This is a genomic window from Microbacterium sp. Leaf436, assembly GCF_001424715.1.
Taxonomy (GTDB): Bacteria; Actinomycetota; Actinomycetes; order Actinomycetales; family Microbacteriaceae; genus Microbacterium.
This window is the reverse complement of record NZ_LMRB01000004.1, coordinates 387,004-404,200: the sequence shown is the minus strand read 5'-3', so window position 1 is coordinate 404,200 and position 17,197 is coordinate 387,004. Positions and strand designations below refer to the sequence as shown.

Below are 17,197 nucleotides of genomic sequence, written 5' to 3'. Positions count from 1 at the left end.
TTCTGCGGAGGGGGTGGCGCAGTAGCGTGGATGCCATGACTCTCGCTGCGGAACTGCTCGACATCGCCACGCGGATCGTTCGGGAGGCGGGCGAACTCGCGCACCGTCGCCGCATCGAGGGGGTGACGGTGGCCGCCACCAAGTCGGCCGCCGCCGACATCGTCACCGCCGCCGATCGCGAGGTCGAAGCCTTCATCCGCGCCGAGCTCGCGCGGGTGCGTCCCGATGACGGCTTCTTCGGCGAGGAGTCCGGCGCCGACGTGGGGACGAGCGGCATCACCTGGGTGGTCGATCCGATCGACGGCACCGTCAACTACGCCTACGGCATTCCCGCCTGGGCCGTGAGCATCGCCGCGGTCGAGGGTACCGCCGACACCGCGACGTGGACGGCGATCGCCGGCGTCGTCTTCAACCCGGTGACGGGTGAGCTTTTCCGCGCCTCGCGCGGCGGGGGAGCCTGGCTCGGCGATCAGCGCCTCTCGGTCTCGGCCCACGTGGGAGAGGCGGGCGGTCTGGTGGCGACCGGCTTCGGATACAACCCCGCGACGCACGGTCCGGCGCTGGCGCAGCTGTCGCGCGTCATGCCCATCGCGCGCGATGTGCGCCGTATCGGCGCGGCCTCGCTCGACCTGGCCTCGGTCGCCGCGGGCCGCATGGACGCCTACTACGAGCGCGGGACGCAGCCCTGGGATCACGCGGCGGGAGCCCTCCTCGTCGAGGAAGCAGGCGGGGTCGTGGGTGGCGCGCCGGGTGGTCGTCCGGGGAACGGAATGGTCATCGCCGCGGGCGCGGCGTTCTACGCGCGCCTCGAACCGCTGCTCGACATCGAGGGGTGAGGCCCGGGGGCGCTCATGGCTTTCCCAGACCGCCCGAGGTAGTGTGGTTACCTGTTCGTTACTTTCCGCGACCCGAACCCGCGGAAACGGCCAAGCCCCACAGCCCGAAGCCGTCGCGCTTGCGACACGACACGAGAGCCACCGCGCGTTGCCGTCAGAAGCCTTTTCGACTGAGCCTGCCCATACTCGGCGGTCTCGTCGCCCCCTCGCTGTTCCCGCCTCCGAAGCCGCTCCCCGGCTGACCCGCGCCGAGATGCGCCGCCTCGCGGTGGGTGACACCGCGCAGAGCGACACCGCTCAGAGCGACGACTCGCGCAGCGAGCTCGCCGCCGCGACGGCGATCGACGACGCGGCCCTCGCCGCACAGATGTCGTCGGAGCCCGCCCCGGTCGACGCCGAGGTCGCCGCGCAGTCCGAGATGCTCGAGACCGTCGCCGCCGCCGTCATCGAGACGGTCATCGCCGCGACGATCGAGCCCACGCTCCCCGAGGTCTCGGCGCCCGGTGCCGCTTCCGCTGCCGACGCCGACGCCCTCGAGGTCACCGTCGTCGACGAGCGCCGCACCGCCGACGCCGATGTCGCCGTCATCCTGCAGAGCGCCGACACCGACGTCGCCACCACCCCGGTGGCACTGCCCACCTCTCCGATCACCCTGCCCGTGACGCGCCGCGCGCGGCGTCGTCCGCAGGCCGCGGTCATCATCGACAGCACGCAGGCCGATGACGCATCGCCCGCCGTCGAGATCCCGGATGCCGCGTCGCCCGAGGGCCATGGCGTGCCCGCGACCCCGACGGCCACCGATGACGACTCCGCCGACGAGTTCGCCTCGGCCGCCCGTCTCTTCGCGTTCACCGGTGAGACCGCCGTTCAGCGGCCCGCGCCCGTCGCCACGGCATCCGAGCCCGTCGTCGAGGGGCTGCCCGCCGCGGCCGCCGCTCCCCGCACGCGTCGGAACGTGCGCCGCATCGCGACCGCATCGTTCTCGGTGGGCGTCATGGGCGTCGTTGGCCTGCTGACCGTGGGCATGACCATGCCGGTCAGCGCGCTCGCCTCGGCGAACGGCACCGACAGTGTCACCGCCCCCGCGACCGCCACGACGCGCCTCGCGCTCGGTGGCGACGTGCAGGGCGGCGACGCCACGGACGCGATCCAGGCGTACGTCGCTCCCGCGCAGGCGCAGGCCGCCGTGGTCGACCGTGCCGATGGATACAGCGCGACGACGTACGCCAAGATGGCGGCCGACTCGGGCATCACGAACCCCTCGAACTTCTACGTCAACGACCCGACGGCGCCCATCCAGTGGCCCTTCGCCGTCGGTGTGCCGATCACGTACGGCTTCGGCATGCGCGACGGGACCATGCACGAGGGCGCCGACTTCGTTCCCGGTGAGGGCTCGCCCGTGCAGGCGATCGCCGACGGCACCGTGCGCATCGCGACCGAGCAGGGCGGCGCCTTCGGCGTCACCGTGCTCATCGATCACGAGATCGACGGACAACTGGTCTCGAGCCGCTACGGACACATGCAGTACGGCTCGCTCCAGGTCACGCAGGGTCAGCACGTGAAGGTCGGCCAGTTCCTCGGACGCACCGGCAACACGGGTCGGTCGTTCGGTGCGCACACCCACGTCGAGATCCTGCAGAACGGCACCACGCCGATCGACCCGATCGTCTGGCTGCGTCAGCACGCCGGAGGGTGATCAATCGATTCGTGTGAGAGTGTCGCGGTCTGATATTCTCTTCTAGTTGCCCGGAGTGATCCGGGTACGCCCCGATAGCTCAGTGGCAGAGCACTTCCATGGTAAGGAAGGGGTCGTCAGTTCAATCCTGACTCGGGGCTCAAGGCATTCTCATCGTCATCGGAATGCTGTGCGGCGGGGTAGCTCAGTTGGTGAGAGCGCACGACTCATAATCGTGAGGTCGCGGGTTCAAGCCCCGCTCCCGCTACGTCAGCCCCCGGAATCGTGCGATTCTCGGGGGCTTCGTCGTGTTCGCAGGTGCGGTCACCCCGCGACGCGGAGGTCATTCTCGGCGACGAGATCGAGCTGTCTCGGAAGGTCATTCCCCGCCGCCAGTAAGGGGGGCGGTTGTGTGCCTGACGGCGGGGACAGTGCAGACGCTACACGTCTTTGTCCCCCAAATGGGGGACAAGGCTTCTTCTCAGGAAGAAGCGCAGCGATGAGCCGGTGGCAGTAACCGCCGCCGCGCGCGAAAGCGCGAATCCCCGTCTCGCCCGGTCGATCGAGGTGCAGGGTGAGGAAAGTTGACTGCTTCGAGCGCGTTCACGCAGCTGGTGGAAGGCGGCATCCATATCGATGTGGTGAACGTGCGACACACGCTCGCCGGCGCCCAGGCGCGCACGGTCGAGGCGAGCGGCGCACGTCGCAGCTCCCCGGCGACGTTCTCCCGCAATCTCTTCGCCGTCGGGGGTTCGTCTCTGCTGGTGCTTCTCGCCCTCACCGGCATGGTCTTCCTGCGATGACGTTCTGTGCTCAGTGAATCCGCCCGGAGGGCAGCGCGCTCGCGCGAGCCGCGCCGTTTCGCGATAGCGCAACCCCGGTCCCGAACACCGACGGCGGGCCTAGGTTTCGGGGTATGTCCCACACCATCGAACGGCTGCACATCAGCGTTGAGGGTGTCACGCACGCGCTTGCGCCCCTCGAGACGGTCGGCAACCTGAAACGGGATATCACCGAAGTCGTTCGAGCCGGGGGAGGGTTCGTCGACGTGTCCGTCGACGGAGGCCAGCGGCTCAGCATCTTTTTCAGCTCCACGACCCCGGTGACGATCTCGGCGAAGACGGTGCGGGTGGATGCCGACATCATCGACGCGACCCGTCCGACTGCGCACGTGGGCGACATCGATCCGTACGCCAGCGGCTACGTGGACCTCATCTAACGCCGCAGGCCGACCCTGTCGACGCACTTCGACCCCGGCATCCGCCGACGGGAGACGTTCCGGCAAGACGGCGCGCCGCGTGCGGGCGGGGTCGGGATCCGCCCTGTGGTCCGTTTGCACCTCTCGCAACGTCATGTGATCTGCTCGAAGCATGTCCATCGCAGCTCACTCCGAGAGGTCCGCCATGCGCCCGTTCCCCGCCCCGCCCCGTGAGGTCCTGATCGGCGACGCCGCGGCGTTCGTCGGCATCACTCCCCGGGCGATCCGGCATTACCACCAGGTCGATCTGCTGCCGGAGCGTGAGCGGGGCGCCGACGGTCGCCGCCGCTACGGGTACGAAGACGTCATCCGTCTGCTCTGGATCCGGCGGATGACCGACGCCGGAATCGCCCTCGACGACATCCGCGAGGCCTTCGCCGACGCGGCGCCGGGCGGTGACGGCGGTGCCGAGGCGGTCGAGAGCGTCCTCGCGCGCCTGGACGATGCCCTTGCCGCGCAAGAAGCCGAGTTGCGGCGCAAGCGCGCTGCGGTGCAGCGGATGCGCACGCACGGCAGCCGGCGTGGACTGCTCGACGACATCGTCTCGCGCCGCCTCGAGGTCGCTCCCGAGGGCTCGCTGCGCCAAGACGACCTCGACGCGCTGCTGGTCACCGAGCGGATCTTCGGTCCGCTCGGTGCCGCCGTCCAGGCGGGCCGCTTCGTCGCCCTGGCCTCGCACCCCGATCTGCGCGCCGAGTCCGACCGCGTCTCTGCCGCCGAGGAGGCGCTCGACGACCTGGTCGCCGTCGATGACCCCCGGGTGGCGCAGATCGCCGCCGAGCGGCACGCTTTCGAGACCGCGCTGATGCGCGTCGTCGAGGAGTCCGGCCAGCTCGAGGAAGACGACGCGATCTTCGATGCCTGGGACGAGTCGCACCCATCCGAGGGCGTCGACACGGTGCCCGGCCCTCACCCCGCGAGGCAGGCGCGCGCGCGGAACGCGGCCGACATCATCTGGGCGATGCCCTACGACTTCTCTCCGGCCCGCCTCCGCTGCATGGAACTGGCGGTGCGCCTCGGGTCGTCGGAGGCGACGGCCCCCTGAACGGGCGAACGCAACCGCCCCTCGCGCGTGCGTCCGGCGGGCGCGAGGCCGGCGCCCCGATAAAGTGAGCCGCGTGAGCGCGACGGGCGACGGCGAGGGTGCGACGGGCGAGTTCGTCCAGTCGCTGGCCCGCGGCCTCGAGGTGATCCGCACCTTCGATGCCGAGCACCCGGCCCTGACCCTCAGCGAGGTGGCCCGTCGGGCGGAGCTCACCCGTGCGGCGGCCCGACGTTTCCTGCAGACGCTCGAGACCCTCGGGTACGTGCGCGCCGACGGTCGCGTCTTCTCGCTCACCCCGCGCGTGCTGGAGCTGGGTTTCAGCTACCTCTCGGCCCTGTCGCTGCCCGCTCTCGCCCAGCCCCACCTGGAACACCTGTCTCGCGAGGTCGGTGAGAGCGTCTCGGCGGCCGTGCTCGACGGCGCCGAGATCGTCTATGTCGCCCGCGTCCCCACCCGTCGGATCATGAGCGTCGGCATCACGATCGGCACGCGGTTCCCCGCGTACGCCACCAGCATGGGGCGCGTGCTGCTGGCGGCGATCCCCGCCGAGCGTGCGCGCGAGGTCGTCGCGGCGTCGCATCCCGAGCGCCTCACCCCGCGCACCCGCACCGACGTCGACGCGATCGTCGCCGAACTCGACGCGGTGCGCACCCAGGGGTGGGCGCTCGTCGACGGCGAGCTCGAGGAGGGCTTGCGGTCGCTGGCCGCTCCGCTGCACGACCGCTCGGGAGCGGTGGTGGCGGCGGTGAACATCTCTGCGAGCGCCCGCGGCGACGCCGACGCGTGGCGCGACGCCTGCCTCCCAGCCTTGCGCGTCGCCGCCGCCGAGATCGACGCCGACATCCGGCTCGTCTGACCGGTACCCCGCTGTCCCGTGGCGGCGACGGATGCCGGATCGGGATGCCAGGGACTCGTGCGAGACGGTGCGCTCGATCGACCCTTGTCGCCCGCGCACGTCGGGAGTACAGTGTTCGCAAGACGTACGAGTGTGCGCCAGGCGAACAACCGGAAGGTTCTCCGCATGATCGACAAGACCGTTCCCGACCTCGCAACCGCCGTGGCCGGCATCTCCGACGGTGCGACCGTGATGATCGGCGGCTTCGGTCGCGCAGGTCAACCCGTCGAACTGATCGACGCGCTCATCGCGCACGGCGCGAGCGACCTCACCGTCGTCAACAACAACGCCGGCAACGGCGACACGGGCCTGGCCGCTCTGCTCGCCGCGGGGCAGGTGCGCAAGCTGATCTGCTCGTTCCCCCGCCAGAGCGATTCGTGGGTGTTCGACCGGCTCTACCGTGAGGGCGAGGTCGAGCTGGAGCTCGTGCCGCAGGGCAACCTCGCCGAGCGCATCCGCGCCGCGGGCGCCGGCATCGGCGGATTCTTCACCCCCACCGGCTTCGGCACGCAGCTGGCCGAGGGCAAAGAGACGCGGCGCATCGGCGACCGCGATTACGTGCTCGAGTACCCCATCCACGCGGATGCCGCGCTGATCAGCGCCCGCGCCGCAGACCGGTGGGGCAACCTCGTCTACCGCGAGACGGCGCGCAACTTCGGACCGATCATGGCGGCGGCCGCCACCACGACCATCGTCCAGGTCGACGAGGTCGTCGAACTCGGCACCCTCGACCCCGAGACCGTCGTCACCCCGGGCCTCTACGTCGACCGCGTGGTCTCGGTGGGTGAGCGTCGGTGGCTCCGCGAGGGAGCTTTCGTCGGCGGCGTCGACATCGAGGGCCGGGCTCTGGCCGAAGAAGGGGCAGCACAGTGACCACCCGCATCTCCCGCACGGATCTCGCCGCGCGCGTGGCATCCGACATCCCCGAAGGCGCCGTGGTGAACCTCGGCATCGGGGCGCCCACCCTCGTGGCCGACTACCTGCCCGCGGGTCTCGAGATCGTGCTGCACACCGAGAACGGCATGCTCGGAATGGGCCCCGCGCCCGAGCGTGGACGCATCGACCCCGACCTCATCAACGCGGGCAAGCAGCCCGTGACCGCCCTCGCGGGGGCGGCGTACTTCCACCACGCCGACTCGTTCGCGATGATGCGCGGCGGCCACCTCGACGTCTGCGTGCTCGGTGCCTTCCAGGTGTCGGCGGGGGGAGACCTCGCCAACTGGTCGACGGGTGAGCCCGGGGCGATCCCCGCGGTCGGCGGTGCGATGGACCTCGCCATCGGCGCGAAGGACGTGTACGTCATGACCGACCTGCTCACGAAGGCCGGCGAGCCCAAGCTCGTCGCCGCGTGCACCTACCCGCTCACCGGCGTGGGCTGCGTCTCGCGCGTCTACACCGACCACGGCGTCTTCGACGTCACCGCCGAGGGCTTGCGCGTACGCGAGCTCTTCGGCGACAACACGCACGCCGAGATCGAGACCCTGCTCGGTCTCACCCTCATCGAACAGGACGCCTGACATGCCCGCTTCGTTCGTCTACGACGCCGTCCGCACCCCCTTCGCGCGCCACGGCAAGGCCTTCGCCGACGTGCGCCCCGACGATCTCGCGGCGACCGTCATGGCATCCGTCGTCGAGCGCACGGGGATCGACCCGGCCCGCATCGAAGACATCGTCTTCGGCGACGCGAATCAAGCGGGCGAAGACAACCGCAACGTGGCGCGCTTCGGCGCGCTGCTCGCGGGCTTCCCCTCGTCGGTGCCCGGCACGACCATCAACCGGCTGTGCGGTTCGTCTCTGGATGCCGTGATCCAGGGCTCACGAGCGATCGAGGCCGGTGATGCCGAGGTGATCCTCGCGGGCGGCGTCGAGTCGATGACCCGCGCGCCCTTCGTGGTCGAGAAGAGCCCGCGCCCCTTCCCCGCCGCGAATCAGACGATGTGGAACACCTCGATCGGCTGGCGCATGACCAACCCGCGCCTGCGCGCGGAGTGGACGATCTCGAACGGCGAGAGCGCCGAGAAGCTCGCCGAGATCTACGACATCTCGCGCCAGCAGCAAGACGCCTTCGCCGCCCGCAGCCACCGCCTCGCGGCGGCAGCGTGGGCCGAGGGGCGCTTCGACGACGAGATCGTGCAGGTCGAGGGTCACGCGCTCGCCCGCGACGAGGGCATTCGCGACGACTCCACCGCCGACGTGCTCGCCGGGCTCCGTCCGGCGTTCCAGAAGGACGGCACGGTGACGGCGGGCAACTCCTCGCCCATCAACGACGGTGCCTCGGCCGTGCTGTTGGGCGCGGAAGGGGCACTGGATGCCGAGCCCCTGGCGCGCATCGCGGGCCGCGCCGCGTTCGGCAACGATCCCGACGTGTTCGGCATCGCGCCCGTCGAAGCGGCCAACCGCGCGCTCGCCCGCGCGGGCCGCACGTGGGCCGACGTGACCTTCGTCGAGTTGAACGAGGCGTTCGCGTCGCAGTCGCTCGCGTGCGCGAAGCTCTGGACCGAGCTCGACCCGGAGCTGCTGAACGAGACCGGCGGCGCGATCGCCATCGGGCACCCGCTCGGCGCCTCGGGCGGACGCCTCATCGCCCGCGCCGCGCACGAGCTGAAGCGCCGCGGCGGCGGTGTCGCGGTGACGGCGATCTGCATCGGCGTGGGTCAGGGGCTCGCGGTGGTACTGGAGCGGTAGGGCTCCGCGCCTCGCGCGGGGTCGAGGGCGGTTCAGTCCGTCACGACTCGTCGGCCCAGCGATCCCGCGGGCGATCGTCGTCGTCACCGCGCGGGGAACCGGGCTCGGACCACTCCAGCTGAAAACCGCACTCCCGGCATTCGTCGGCCCCGCCGCCCTCTTCGAGCAGCGGATGCATCGTCACGCCGCACGAGGGGCAGATCGGCTGCGCGCCCTCGTCGTAGTGGTCTCTGTAGGTCATGACCATTCCGCTCGTCACCGTGGGTCGCGGGCATCGCCCGGCATTGAGGATCGCAACCCCGTTGCCCCTCGGCTTGTTCCTCGTCCACCGGGGTGTCGGTGGTCGCCGCTACGGTCGTCTCATGGACGACCTCCCCGCCGCGCGACTCGGCCTCGGTCTCGCCGCCGTCGGCCGCCCGGCCTACATCACCACCGGGCGCGACGACGACCTGGGCGACCCGGCCGACCGCTCCGTCGAGGCCCTGCAGCAGCGCGCGCACGCGCTGCTCGACGAGGCGTGGTCCCTCGGCATCCGCGTCGTCGATGCGGCGCGGTCGTACGGCTACGCCGAGCGGTTCCTCGGCGCGTGGCTCGCGCGGCATCCCGAGCGGCGTGCCGAGCTCACCCTCGGATCGAAGTGGGGCTACGCCTACGTCGGCGGGTGGCGAATGGATGCCGCCGTGCACGAGCGCAAAGAGCACTCGGTCGCGATGTTCGACCGGCAGTGGCCCGAGACCCTCGAGGCGCTGGGCTCGGCCCCCGATCTGTACCTCGTCCACTCCGTGACGCCCGAGAGCCCGGCGCTGAGCGACGCCCTCCTGCTCGGCCGACTGCGCGGACTGGCGGGCAGCGGCGTGCGCGTGGGGCTGTCGACGAGCGGTCCGCATCAGTCACGCGTCGTCGATGCGGCCAGGGATCTGCCCGATTCGCCGTTCTCGGCCGTGCAGGCCACGTGGAACCTGTTCGAGCCGTCGGCGGCTCCCGGCCTCGCGCGCGCCCACGATGCGGGATGGACCGTGGTGGTGAAGGAGGCCCTGGCCAACGGCGAGCTCGCGGCGACTCCCGCCGACCCCGACCGCGTGGCGGCGGCATCCGGAGTCTCTCCCGATGCCTTCGCGCTCGGCGTGGCACGGGCACAGCCGTGGGCCGACATCGTGCTGAGCGGGGCGAGCACGCCGGAGCAGCTCCGCCGCGGAGTCGACGCGCGCCCGGTCGTGATCGACGAGGCCACGCGCCGACGATGGGCGGTCGAGCCCGACGAGTACTGGCGACGCCGATCGGAGCGCCCCTGGCGCTGATCACCGTGCGTCCCGTTTGCTCCCCGGGATATCTGGCGGCGAAGGGCACACCGCGCGGGTCGTGCGCGGCGGAGAGCCGGGCTCAGTCGGCGTCGGCGATCAGGTTGGTGATGCGGGCCGTGGCGACGAGCCGATCGTCGTCGTCGGTCACGCGGATGTCGTACGTCGCGACCCGACGACCCCGGTGCGCGGGCGTGGCGACCGCGTGGAGGGAACCGGACCGCACCCCGCGGTGATGCGTGATGTTCAGGTCGACGCCGACGCACACCTTGCCCAGGGTGCTCGCGTGGATCATCGCGGCCCACGAGCCGACGGCCTCGGCCAGGGCGGCGGTGGCGCCCCCGTGCAGGCGTCCGAGTGATTGGGTGTTGCCGTGGACGGGCATGTCGGCCGCCACCCGTTCCGCCGACTGCGCGGTGACCGTGATGCCGAGGCGCTCGTCGAGCGCGCCGGGGACGATGGTCCAGGGGGTCATCGTTGTCTCCTTCCGCGTCGCCCTTGCTCGGGTCGCGCACCTCTGACACTATTACTGAACGCTCGGTTGGTAATAGTGTCGATCGAGTCTTCCCGCCCCTGCCCCACAGAACGATGGAGTTCTCATGGCCTCGCAGACCGCCGCAACCGTCCCCGCCACCGGGTTGAAACGCGAGGAACGGCGCGTCCTCGCCGGCACCCTCGTGGGCACCTCGATCGAGTGGTACGACTTCTTCATCTACGCCCAGGCGGCGGGCCTCGTGCTCGCGCCCCTGTTCCTGGCGCCCCTCGCGCAGTCCGATCCCGGACTCGCGCAGGTGCTGTCGTGGGCGACGATCGGCATCTCGTTCCTCTTCCGCCCCCTCGGCGCCGTCGTCGCGGGCTACCTCGGCGACCGCCTGGGGCGCAAGAAGATGCTCGTGCTGACCCTCATCATGATGGGTGTGTCGACGGCCCTCATCGGCGTGCTGCCCACATATGCGGCCATCGGCATCGGCGCCCCCATCCTGCTCATCCTGCTGCGTGTGCTGCAGGGCTTCTCGGCCGGTGGCGAGTGGGGCGGTGCGGCTCTGCTCTCGGTCGAGCACGCGCCGGTGAACCGTCGCGGCTACTTCGGCGCCTATCCGCAGATCGGCGTCCCGATCGGCATGATCCTCGCCACGGCCACCCTGTGGATCCTCACCTCGTCGATGTCGGCCGAAGCCTTCCTCGCCTGGGGCTGGCGCGTGCCGTTCCTCTTCTCGATCGTGCTGATCGTCGTGGGCTACGTCATCCGCCGCTCGGTCGAAGAAAGCCCCGTCTTCGAAGACCTCGTGCGCCGCCGCAAGGAATCGTCGGCCCCGCTCGGCCAGCTGTTCCGCAAGAACTGGCGCGAGGTAGCCCTGACCGCTTTCGTCTTCATCGGCAACAACGCCGCCGGCTACCTGCTGATCGCCTTCTTCGCGACGTACGCGGTCACGGCGCTCGGACTCGAACGTCCCACCGTCCTGCTGGCGACGACCCTGGCATCCTTCGGCTGGCTCGTCTTCACCCTGTGGGGCGGTCGGCTGTCGGACCGACTCGGGCGCGTGCGCACCTTCCAGCTCGGCTACCTGATCCTGGCGGTCTGGGCCGTGCCGATGTGGTTCCTCATCGACACCGGGAACATCGTCTGGTACTTCGTCGCCCTGTTCGTCATGACGCTCGGCCTCGGCCTGTCGTACGGTCCCCAGGCGGCGCTGTACGCCGAGATGTTCCCCGCGAACGTGCGGTACTCGGGCGTCTCGATCGGGTACGCCCTGGGGGCGATCATGGGCGGTGCCTTCGCCCCGATGATCGCCGAGGCGCTGTTGCGCTCCACCGGAGCATCGTGGACCATCGGCCTCTACATCGCGGTGGCGGCCCTCGTCTCGCTCGCCGCGGTCTCGCTCATCAAAGAGACCAAGGGCGTCGACCTGCGGGCCTGACCCCGGATGCCGACAGAGGGGCCTCGCGCGCGGCGCGGGGCCCCTTCGGCGTGCGGGTTCAGTCCGTGCGCAGGCCGTCGAGCGCGATGCGCACGATGTCGGCGCCGAGACGGTCGCCGTCGACGCTCCCGCCGGGTCGGTACCACTCGACGACCGAGTTGATCATGCCGAACAGCAGTCGGGCGGCGACCGCGGCATCGACGTCGTCGCGCACCCCGCCTTCGGCTTGCGCGGCGGCGACGAGATCGGTGACGCGGTGGTCGAAGACGCGGCGGCGCTCGAGGGCGGCCCGCTCGACGTCGCCGTTGCCGCGCACCCGCAGCAGCAGGGTGACCGCGGGCAACTGCGCGACCAGCACGTCGGTGGCCCCCGTCAGAACGAAGCGCAGGCGATCGGATGCCGCGCCCTCGCGGGCGCCGGGCTGCTCGAGCACGGCCTCCAACGCACCGAGAGCGGCGTCGAGGGCGACCGCCAGAAGCTCCTGCTTCGACGAGAAGTGGTGGTACAGCGCCGATTTCGTCAGGCCGAGGCGGCGCGCGATGTCGGCGACGCTCGTGGCGTCATACCCCTGCTCGTTGAACAGCTGCACCGCGACGGCGAGAAGACCCTCACGGTCGTAACCCGGGCGGCCGCGACGCGCGGGGGCGTCGGTGGACGCGGGGGTCGTCACGGGCTCGGGCGCGGTCACGGTTTCAGTGTGTCACTCCAGCAGGGCGGGGGAGTCCGCGTGCAACAGGGCGCGAGCGGCGTTTCCGATCACGGCGCTATAGGTGGGGTAGGCGAAACGCACGCCCGCGAGGGTGGCGACGTCGATCCCCGCCGCCATCGCGGTCGTGACCGACTGGATGACCTCGACGGCGTTCTCGCCGACCGCGTGCGCCCCCAGGATCAGCTCGCGACGACGGTCGGCGATCAGCATGAGGAAGCCGCGCTCGCGGTCGTCGATCACCGCTCGGTCGAGGTCGGCGAAGTCCACCGTCGCCACGACGCACGAGGGGTCGCGGTCGCGCGCCTGCTCCTCGGTGAGGCCGACGCCGGCGTAGTCGGGGTCGGTGAACCCGCCCGCGGGCAAGAGGTGGTGGGGGGTACGCCGGTTGGCGCCGAGCACGGCGTTCTCGGCCGCGGCCTCGCCCTCGAACTGCGCCGCCTGCACGAGCATGTCGCGGCCGTTGGCGTCGCCGACGGCGAGGATGTGCGGCACGATCGTGCGGAAGTACCGGTCCACCGGGATCGCCGAGCGCTCGATGTCGACGCCGGCGTTCTCGAGCCCGAGGTCTTCCACGTCGGCCGGCCACCCGGTGGCCATGATGACGACGTCGACCTCCAGCGAGTGCGATCCGTCGCCTTCGCGCCAGGTGAGCGCGAGGGACCCCTCGTCGGTGCGGTCGATCCGCTCGACCGTGTCGATCCCCGTGCGCACGTCGACCCCGTGGTCGGTGAGAGAAGCGGCGATGGCCTCGGAGATGCGCGCATCCGAGGCGACCAGCACGCGCGGAGCGACGTCGAGCAGCGTGACGTCCGAGCCGAAGGATCGGAACACCGTCACCAGCTGCGCCCCTGTGTTGCCGGCGCCGATGACGGCGACCCGACGGGGGAGCTCGGCGAGCGAGAGCACGTCCTCCGGCACCGTAGCCAGCTCCGCCCCGGGGATCGGCAGTCGACGGGAGTGCCCGCCGACGCACACGAGGATGTTCTCGGCGCGGATGCGGCGACCGCTGTCGAGCACGAGCGTGTGCTCGTCGGCGAAGCGCGCGCGCCCCTCGTGCACGAGGTCGACACCGGCGGCGGCGAAGCGTTCGGCCTCGCGTTTGATGGAGCGCACGGCATCCACCCGCTCGTGCACGCGCGCCACCACGGCGGGCCAATCCACGCGCGGCTCGTCGATGACGATGCCGTAGTCGTCGGCCGCGCGCGTCTCGCGCATGAGCCGCGCGGCCTTGGCGAGCACGCGGGTGGGGACGCACCCGGTGTTGACGCACGTGCCGCCCACGCGCCCGGCCTCGAGAACGACGACCGAGGCGCCCAGTTCGGCCGCACGCAGCGCCGCCGCGGTTCCCGCGGGGCCGGCGCCGATCACGGCGATGTCGTAAGAGTCGGGCTCGTGGTCCACGGCATCCCCCGTCGGTGAGTGAGAGCACCAGTCAAGTGCGATCGACCCGGACGACGGTGGGGGTTGCGCGCGGGCTCAGAACCTTTCGTACAGATCGGTGGCGGTCAGACCCGTTCCGCCGATCGCGCGCACGCCCGGGGCCGGGTGCAGTTCGAACGTCTCACCGTCGTGCAGCAGGACCGCGGTGTAGTCGCCACGGGTGTCGAGCTTGACCTCGAAACGACCGGTGTCCATGAGCCGCAGGGTGACCACCGCGCCGCTCCGGGCGAGGAAGCTCACTTCTTTCTCGTGCGCCGTCGGAAGGGGGATGATCGGCTCGTCGGCGTCCATGGTGCGAGTCTGACACGCGCCCGCCGGGCGGGGGCCAGACTCGCGCACTCGCACGCCGTCGTGCTCACGTGGCCGATGTCGGGCGGCGGCGTCCGGCCCTCCGGGGCGCTGAGCCGCCGCCGGCGACGCCCGCTCGAGGCGCCGCGCGGCGGGCGACCCGCCTCAGCGGTGGTCGCGCCAGGAGTGCTGCGGGTCGTAGCCGAGCAGCCGGCGGGCCTTGTCGATCGACAGCAGCGTCGTGTTCTCGCCCAGGTCGCCGCGCATCTCGACGCCGGGGAAGACCTCGTCGACGAGTTCGCCGTTGGGGCGGGTCATGACGGTGTCGGCCGCGGCGATGATGAACGTGTCGAAGCCGGCGGGCGCGTTCTCGAGCGCGCGCTGCACGGCCTGTGCGCCGTCGCGGGCGTCGATGTATCCCCACAGATTCCACTTGCGGGTGCGGGCGTCGGCGTCGAAGGGGAACTCGGCGTAGTCGTCGGGGACCATGACGTTCGAGAAACGCAGCGCGGTGATCGAGAGCTCGGGGTGCCACCGCACGAGCTCGGTCGCCAGGTGCTCTTCGAGCGTCTTGACCAGCGAGTACACCGATTCGGGACGGGCCGGGTACTGCTCGTCGACGGGGATGTAGGGCGGCGGAACATCGAAGGGGAGTCCCAGCACGGTCTCGCTGGAGGCGTAGACGATCCTCTGGATGCCGAGCCGCACGGCCGCCCAGAACACGTTGAACGTGCTCGTCATGTTGTTGTGGAACGTCGCGATGTCGGAGCGGATGCCGGGGGCGGGGATCGCGCCGAGGTGCACGAGCGCATCGAAGCCGTCGTGCTGGTCGTTCACCCCCGCGAGGGCGTCGATGACCTGGCCGTAGTCGGTCAGCTCGACCTGCACGAAACCGGGACCGCGCTCGCCGCGCACGTCGAGACCGATGACCTCGTGGCCGGCGGCACGCAGTTCACGGGCGACGACGGTACCGAGTTTTCCGGACGAACCGGTGAGGGCGATGCGCATGGGGATCCTTCGTATCGGGAGACGGTGTCGCCCAAGGTAACGGCATCCGCCGACATCGACACGGGGGTGGCCGTGACGCGCGAGGATGCGTAGGGCCCGCGAGCGATGCGCTCGCGGGCCCGTGATGGCGTCAGTTGACGCGCGCCTCTTCCTGCTCGTCCTCGTCGTCGCCGGGGATGAACACGTCGACGACGGTCACGTTGACCTCGACCGCCTTCATGCCGACGATCTCGGTGATGGCCTGCTGCACGGCAGAACGCACGTTCGCGGCCACGCGCTGGATGCGCTCGGGGTAGTCGACCTGGATGGAGATGTCGGCGGCGACCTCGGTCTCGCCCACCTCGACGCTCACGCCCTGCGCGTAGTCCTTCGCGCCGACGGCCTGGCGGATGTTGCCGATGACACGGGCAGCGCCACCGCCGAGGGCGTGGACGCCCGGAACCTGCGCCGCGGCGATGCCGGCGACTTTGGCGACGACGGGGTCGACGATGACGGTGGTACCGCCGTCGCGGCGGGCGTCGGTGCGGGTGGCGGGCGTGGGGGTGTCGGTGCTTGCCATGAGGAACATCCTTTCGTCAAGATCACGGACCGAATCGGGTCCGGGGTGTTTCGCTATGGGGACGCGCTCGGTTCGTGAAACGTCACGAACACGAGGCTGAAAGTCTGCTGACAGGAACCGCGATGCCCTCTTTGTCTTCCGCCTCCGACGCGTTCCTCGCGTCACGCGCGGCCGACGGCGACCAGCTCGCCTTCGGGGTTCTCGTGCGTCGCCATGCGCCCTTCCTCGTCGCGTTCGCGACGCGCCTGACGCGCTCCAGGGCCGACGCCGACGATTGCGTGCAGGAAGCGCTGATCACCGCATGGCGGCGCCTGCCCGACCTCACCGAGCCCGAGAAGGTGCGCAGCTGGCTGACCACGATCGTGTCGCGCAAGGTGACCGACCGCATGCGGTCGCGCAAGATCTCAGAGCAGATCGACGAAGAGATGGTGTCGGCGGCAGACGACCCGGAGCGCGCAGTTGTGGCATCGTCGCAGATGGACGCGCTGAAGAAGGTGCTGGCGGATCTACCCGAAGAACTGCGCGTCGTGTGGGTGCTGCGCGAGATCGGCGGCCACAGTTACGACGAGATCGCCATCGAGGTGGGGGAGCCCGCGGCAACCGTACGCGGCCGACTCGCCCGGGCGCGCAAGACCGTGTTGGACCGCATGCAGGAGTGGAGGTGACCGGATGAACGAGCACAGCGACGACATCGGGGGTTCGGGCTATTCGCTCGAGGACCTCTCCGCGTATCTGGATCGCGGCCGAGTGCCGCGGATCAACGCCATCGAACGGAACGCGGAGTGCCAGGCCATCCTGGCCTCCATGCAGCGCATGGGGCAGCTCTCGCGCGCGATCGTCGACGAGCAGGCCGCGGAACCGCTCGCGGAGTCCTGGTACGACGGCATCATGCGCGAGGTGATGCGGGAGTTCCGCGCTGGCCGCGACATCCCCCTGGCGCAGTCCGACGAGGGCGTCGAGCTGGTCGTCACCGAGGGCGCGATCTACGAGCTCATCCGCTCGGTGGGCGACGGCATCGAGGGGCTCCTGGTGGGCCGCGTCCGTCTCGAGCACGTCGAGCCCGGGGCGCCTCTCGACGTGCGGGTCACCGTCAGCGTGCGGTTCGGACGCGCGATGACCGAGGCCGTCGACGAGATGCGCGACGGCATCCGCTCGGCCATCGAACGGCACGGCGACCTGCGGGTCGGTCGTGTGGACGTCACCGTCGGCGACGTGCACCTCGACGAGGGAGAAGACGAATGACCGGGATCTCCGCCGCGGAACTCGCGCCGCGCATCGACCTCGCCGTCACGGCCGTCGAGGGCGTGCGAGAGAGCTATTCCGCACGTCCCGTGGTGACGCGGGCCTACGAACACGTCGCCGACGTCGAGGGGTCTCTCGCCGAGGTCGAACAGGCCGGTGGGGCCCGGGCCATCACCGTCTGCGTCGGCGTCTCCGCCGACGACGACGCCGGAGCCGTGGCATCCGCCGTCGCGATCGCGGCGCGGGGGGCCGCGCGCGACGAGGTGCCCTCGACCGTCCGCGTGCGCGTCGCGCGACTCGTGGCGCCCGCTTCGTAGGACGTTCGCGGCCGCGTGTCGGC

21 protein-coding genes and 2 tRNA genes are annotated in these 17,197 nt (G+C 70.8%); 16 read left to right on the top strand and 7 right to left on the bottom strand.

Annotated features, from left to right (window positions below; translation table 11 throughout):
• The first annotated feature begins 35 nt into the window (after positions 1-35).
• The 11 genes from ASG45_RS14230 (at position 36) to ASG45_RS14180 (ending at position 8,394) form a co-directional block, all read left to right on the top strand.
• The gene (locus ASG45_RS14230) at positions 36-836 is read left to right on the top strand and encodes an inositol monophosphatase family protein (RefSeq protein WP_055838988.1); all 801 of its coding nucleotides are present in this window, start codon (positions 36-38) and stop codon (positions 834-836) included.
• 253 nt (positions 837-1,089) lie between these two features.
• Positions 1,090-2,532 (top strand): M23 family metallopeptidase, encoded by a 1,443-nt coding sequence (locus tag ASG45_RS14225; RefSeq protein WP_055838985.1) that lies wholly within the window; start codon positions 1,090-1,092, stop codon positions 2,530-2,532.
• A 68-nt stretch (positions 2,533-2,600) separates the two neighbouring features.
• Positions 2,601-2,672: transfer RNA gene (locus ASG45_RS14220), tRNA-Thr, on the top strand.
• A 33-nt stretch (positions 2,673-2,705) separates the two neighbouring features.
• A tRNA-Met gene (locus ASG45_RS14215) sits at positions 2,706-2,779 on the top strand.
• Positions 2,780-3,095: 316 nt separating this feature from the next.
• Entirely contained in the window at positions 3,096-3,314 is a 219-nt protein-coding gene (locus ASG45_RS14210) for a hypothetical protein (protein WP_156459468.1), read from the top strand.
• Between the two features lie 113 nt (positions 3,315-3,427).
• Positions 3,428-3,730, top strand: coding sequence for a hypothetical protein (locus ASG45_RS14205; protein ID WP_055838980.1), 303 nt, complete (start codon positions 3,428-3,430; stop codon positions 3,728-3,730).
• Positions 3,731-3,881: 151 nt separating this feature from the next.
• Positions 3,882-4,814: a helix-turn-helix domain-containing protein gene (locus ASG45_RS14200; protein ID WP_235561632.1), complete on the top strand. Its 933-nt coding sequence runs from the start codon at positions 3,882-3,884 to the stop codon at positions 4,812-4,814.
• A gap of 73 nt (positions 4,815-4,887) precedes the next feature.
• Positions 4,888-5,670, top strand: a complete 783-nt coding sequence (locus ASG45_RS14195; RefSeq protein ID WP_055839566.1) for an IclR family transcriptional regulator domain-containing protein — start codon at positions 4,888-4,890, stop codon at positions 5,668-5,670.
• A 165-nt stretch (positions 5,671-5,835) separates the two neighbouring features.
• Positions 5,836-6,582 carry a 3-oxoacid CoA-transferase subunit A gene (locus tag ASG45_RS14190; protein ID WP_055839563.1) on the top strand — a complete coding sequence of 249 codons (747 nt, stop codon included), beginning with the start codon at positions 5,836-5,838 and terminating at the stop codon, positions 6,580-6,582.
• Positions 6,579-7,226: a 3-oxoacid CoA-transferase subunit B gene (locus tag ASG45_RS14185; protein ID WP_055838973.1), complete on the top strand. Its 648-nt coding sequence runs from the start codon at positions 6,579-6,581 to the stop codon at positions 7,224-7,226. The genes ASG45_RS14190 and ASG45_RS14185 overlap by 4 nt, the downstream gene beginning before the upstream one ends.
• 1 nt (position 7,227) lies before the next feature.
• Positions 7,228-8,394 (top strand): thiolase family protein, encoded by a 1,167-nt coding sequence (locus ASG45_RS14180; protein ID WP_055838970.1) that lies wholly within the window; start codon positions 7,228-7,230, stop codon positions 8,392-8,394.
• Between the two features lie 40 nt (positions 8,395-8,434).
• Here ASG45_RS14180 and ASG45_RS14175 read toward each other — a convergent pair whose 3' ends face one another.
• Positions 8,435-8,635 carry a zf-TFIIB domain-containing protein gene (locus tag ASG45_RS14175; RefSeq protein ID WP_156459467.1) on the bottom strand — a complete coding sequence of 67 codons (201 nt, stop codon included), beginning with the start codon at positions 8,633-8,635 and terminating at the stop codon, positions 8,435-8,437.
• Positions 8,636-8,756: 121 nt separating this feature from the next.
• On the opposite strand from ASG45_RS14175, the gene ASG45_RS14170 reads away from it, so the two are divergent.
• Entirely contained in the window at positions 8,757-9,692 is a 936-nt protein-coding gene (locus ASG45_RS14170; RefSeq protein ID WP_055839561.1) for an aldo/keto reductase, read from the top strand.
• Positions 9,693-9,774: 82 nt separating this feature from the next.
• On the opposite strand, the gene ASG45_RS14165 is transcribed toward ASG45_RS14170, so the two are convergent.
• Entirely contained in the window at positions 9,775-10,167 is a 393-nt protein-coding gene (locus tag ASG45_RS14165) for a PaaI family thioesterase (RefSeq protein WP_055838963.1), read from the bottom strand.
• A gap of 124 nt (positions 10,168-10,291) precedes the next feature.
• Between ASG45_RS14165 and ASG45_RS14160 the strand changes: the two genes are divergently transcribed.
• Positions 10,292-11,611 (top strand): MFS transporter, encoded by a 1,320-nt coding sequence (locus tag ASG45_RS14160; RefSeq protein WP_055838960.1) that lies wholly within the window; start codon positions 10,292-10,294, stop codon positions 11,609-11,611.
• Positions 11,612-11,669: 58 nt separating this feature from the next.
• Here the strand turns inward: ASG45_RS14160 and ASG45_RS14155 are convergent, their stop codons facing one another.
• The 5 genes from ASG45_RS14155 to ASG45_RS14135 form a co-directional block, all read right to left on the bottom strand.
• A complete protein-coding gene (locus ASG45_RS14155; protein ID WP_055838958.1) occupies positions 11,670-12,299 on the bottom strand; it encodes a TetR/AcrR family transcriptional regulator in 630 nt (209 codons plus the stop codon).
• 12 nt (positions 12,300-12,311) lie between these two features.
• Positions 12,312-13,721, bottom strand: a complete 1,410-nt coding sequence (locus ASG45_RS14150; RefSeq protein ID WP_235561631.1) for a dihydrolipoyl dehydrogenase family protein — start codon at positions 13,719-13,721, stop codon at positions 12,312-12,314.
• A 75-nt stretch (positions 13,722-13,796) separates the two neighbouring features.
• Positions 13,797-14,051: a hypothetical protein gene (locus tag ASG45_RS14145; protein ID WP_055838952.1), complete on the bottom strand. Its 255-nt coding sequence runs from the start codon at positions 14,049-14,051 to the stop codon at positions 13,797-13,799.
• 162 nt (positions 14,052-14,213) lie between these two features.
• The gene (locus ASG45_RS14140) at positions 14,214-15,056 is read right to left on the bottom strand and encodes an NAD-dependent epimerase/dehydratase family protein (RefSeq protein WP_055838949.1); all 843 of its coding nucleotides are present in this window, start codon (positions 15,054-15,056) and stop codon (positions 14,214-14,216) included.
• Between the two features lie 130 nt (positions 15,057-15,186).
• Positions 15,187-15,615: an Asp23/Gls24 family envelope stress response protein gene (locus ASG45_RS14135; RefSeq protein ID WP_055838946.1), complete on the bottom strand. Its 429-nt coding sequence runs from the start codon at positions 15,613-15,615 to the stop codon at positions 15,187-15,189.
• 122 nt (positions 15,616-15,737) lie between these two features.
• Between ASG45_RS14135 and ASG45_RS14130 the strand changes: the two genes are divergently transcribed.
• From ASG45_RS14130 to ASG45_RS14120, 3 genes are read left to right on the top strand one after another with little or no spacing between them, the layout of a single operon-like run.
• Positions 15,738-16,280 (top strand): RNA polymerase sigma factor, encoded by a 543-nt coding sequence (locus ASG45_RS14130; protein ID WP_055838943.1) that lies wholly within the window; start codon positions 15,738-15,740, stop codon positions 16,278-16,280.
• Positions 16,281-16,284: 4 nt separating this feature from the next.
• Positions 16,285-16,857, top strand: coding sequence for a hypothetical protein (locus ASG45_RS14125; protein ID WP_055838940.1), 573 nt, complete (start codon positions 16,285-16,287; stop codon positions 16,855-16,857).
• Positions 16,854-17,174 (top strand): hypothetical protein, encoded by a 321-nt coding sequence (locus tag ASG45_RS14120; RefSeq protein ID WP_055838936.1) that lies wholly within the window; start codon positions 16,854-16,856, stop codon positions 17,172-17,174. Before ASG45_RS14125 ends, ASG45_RS14120 begins: the two co-directional genes overlap by 4 nt.
• The last annotated feature ends 23 nt before the right edge of the window (positions 17,175-17,197 follow it).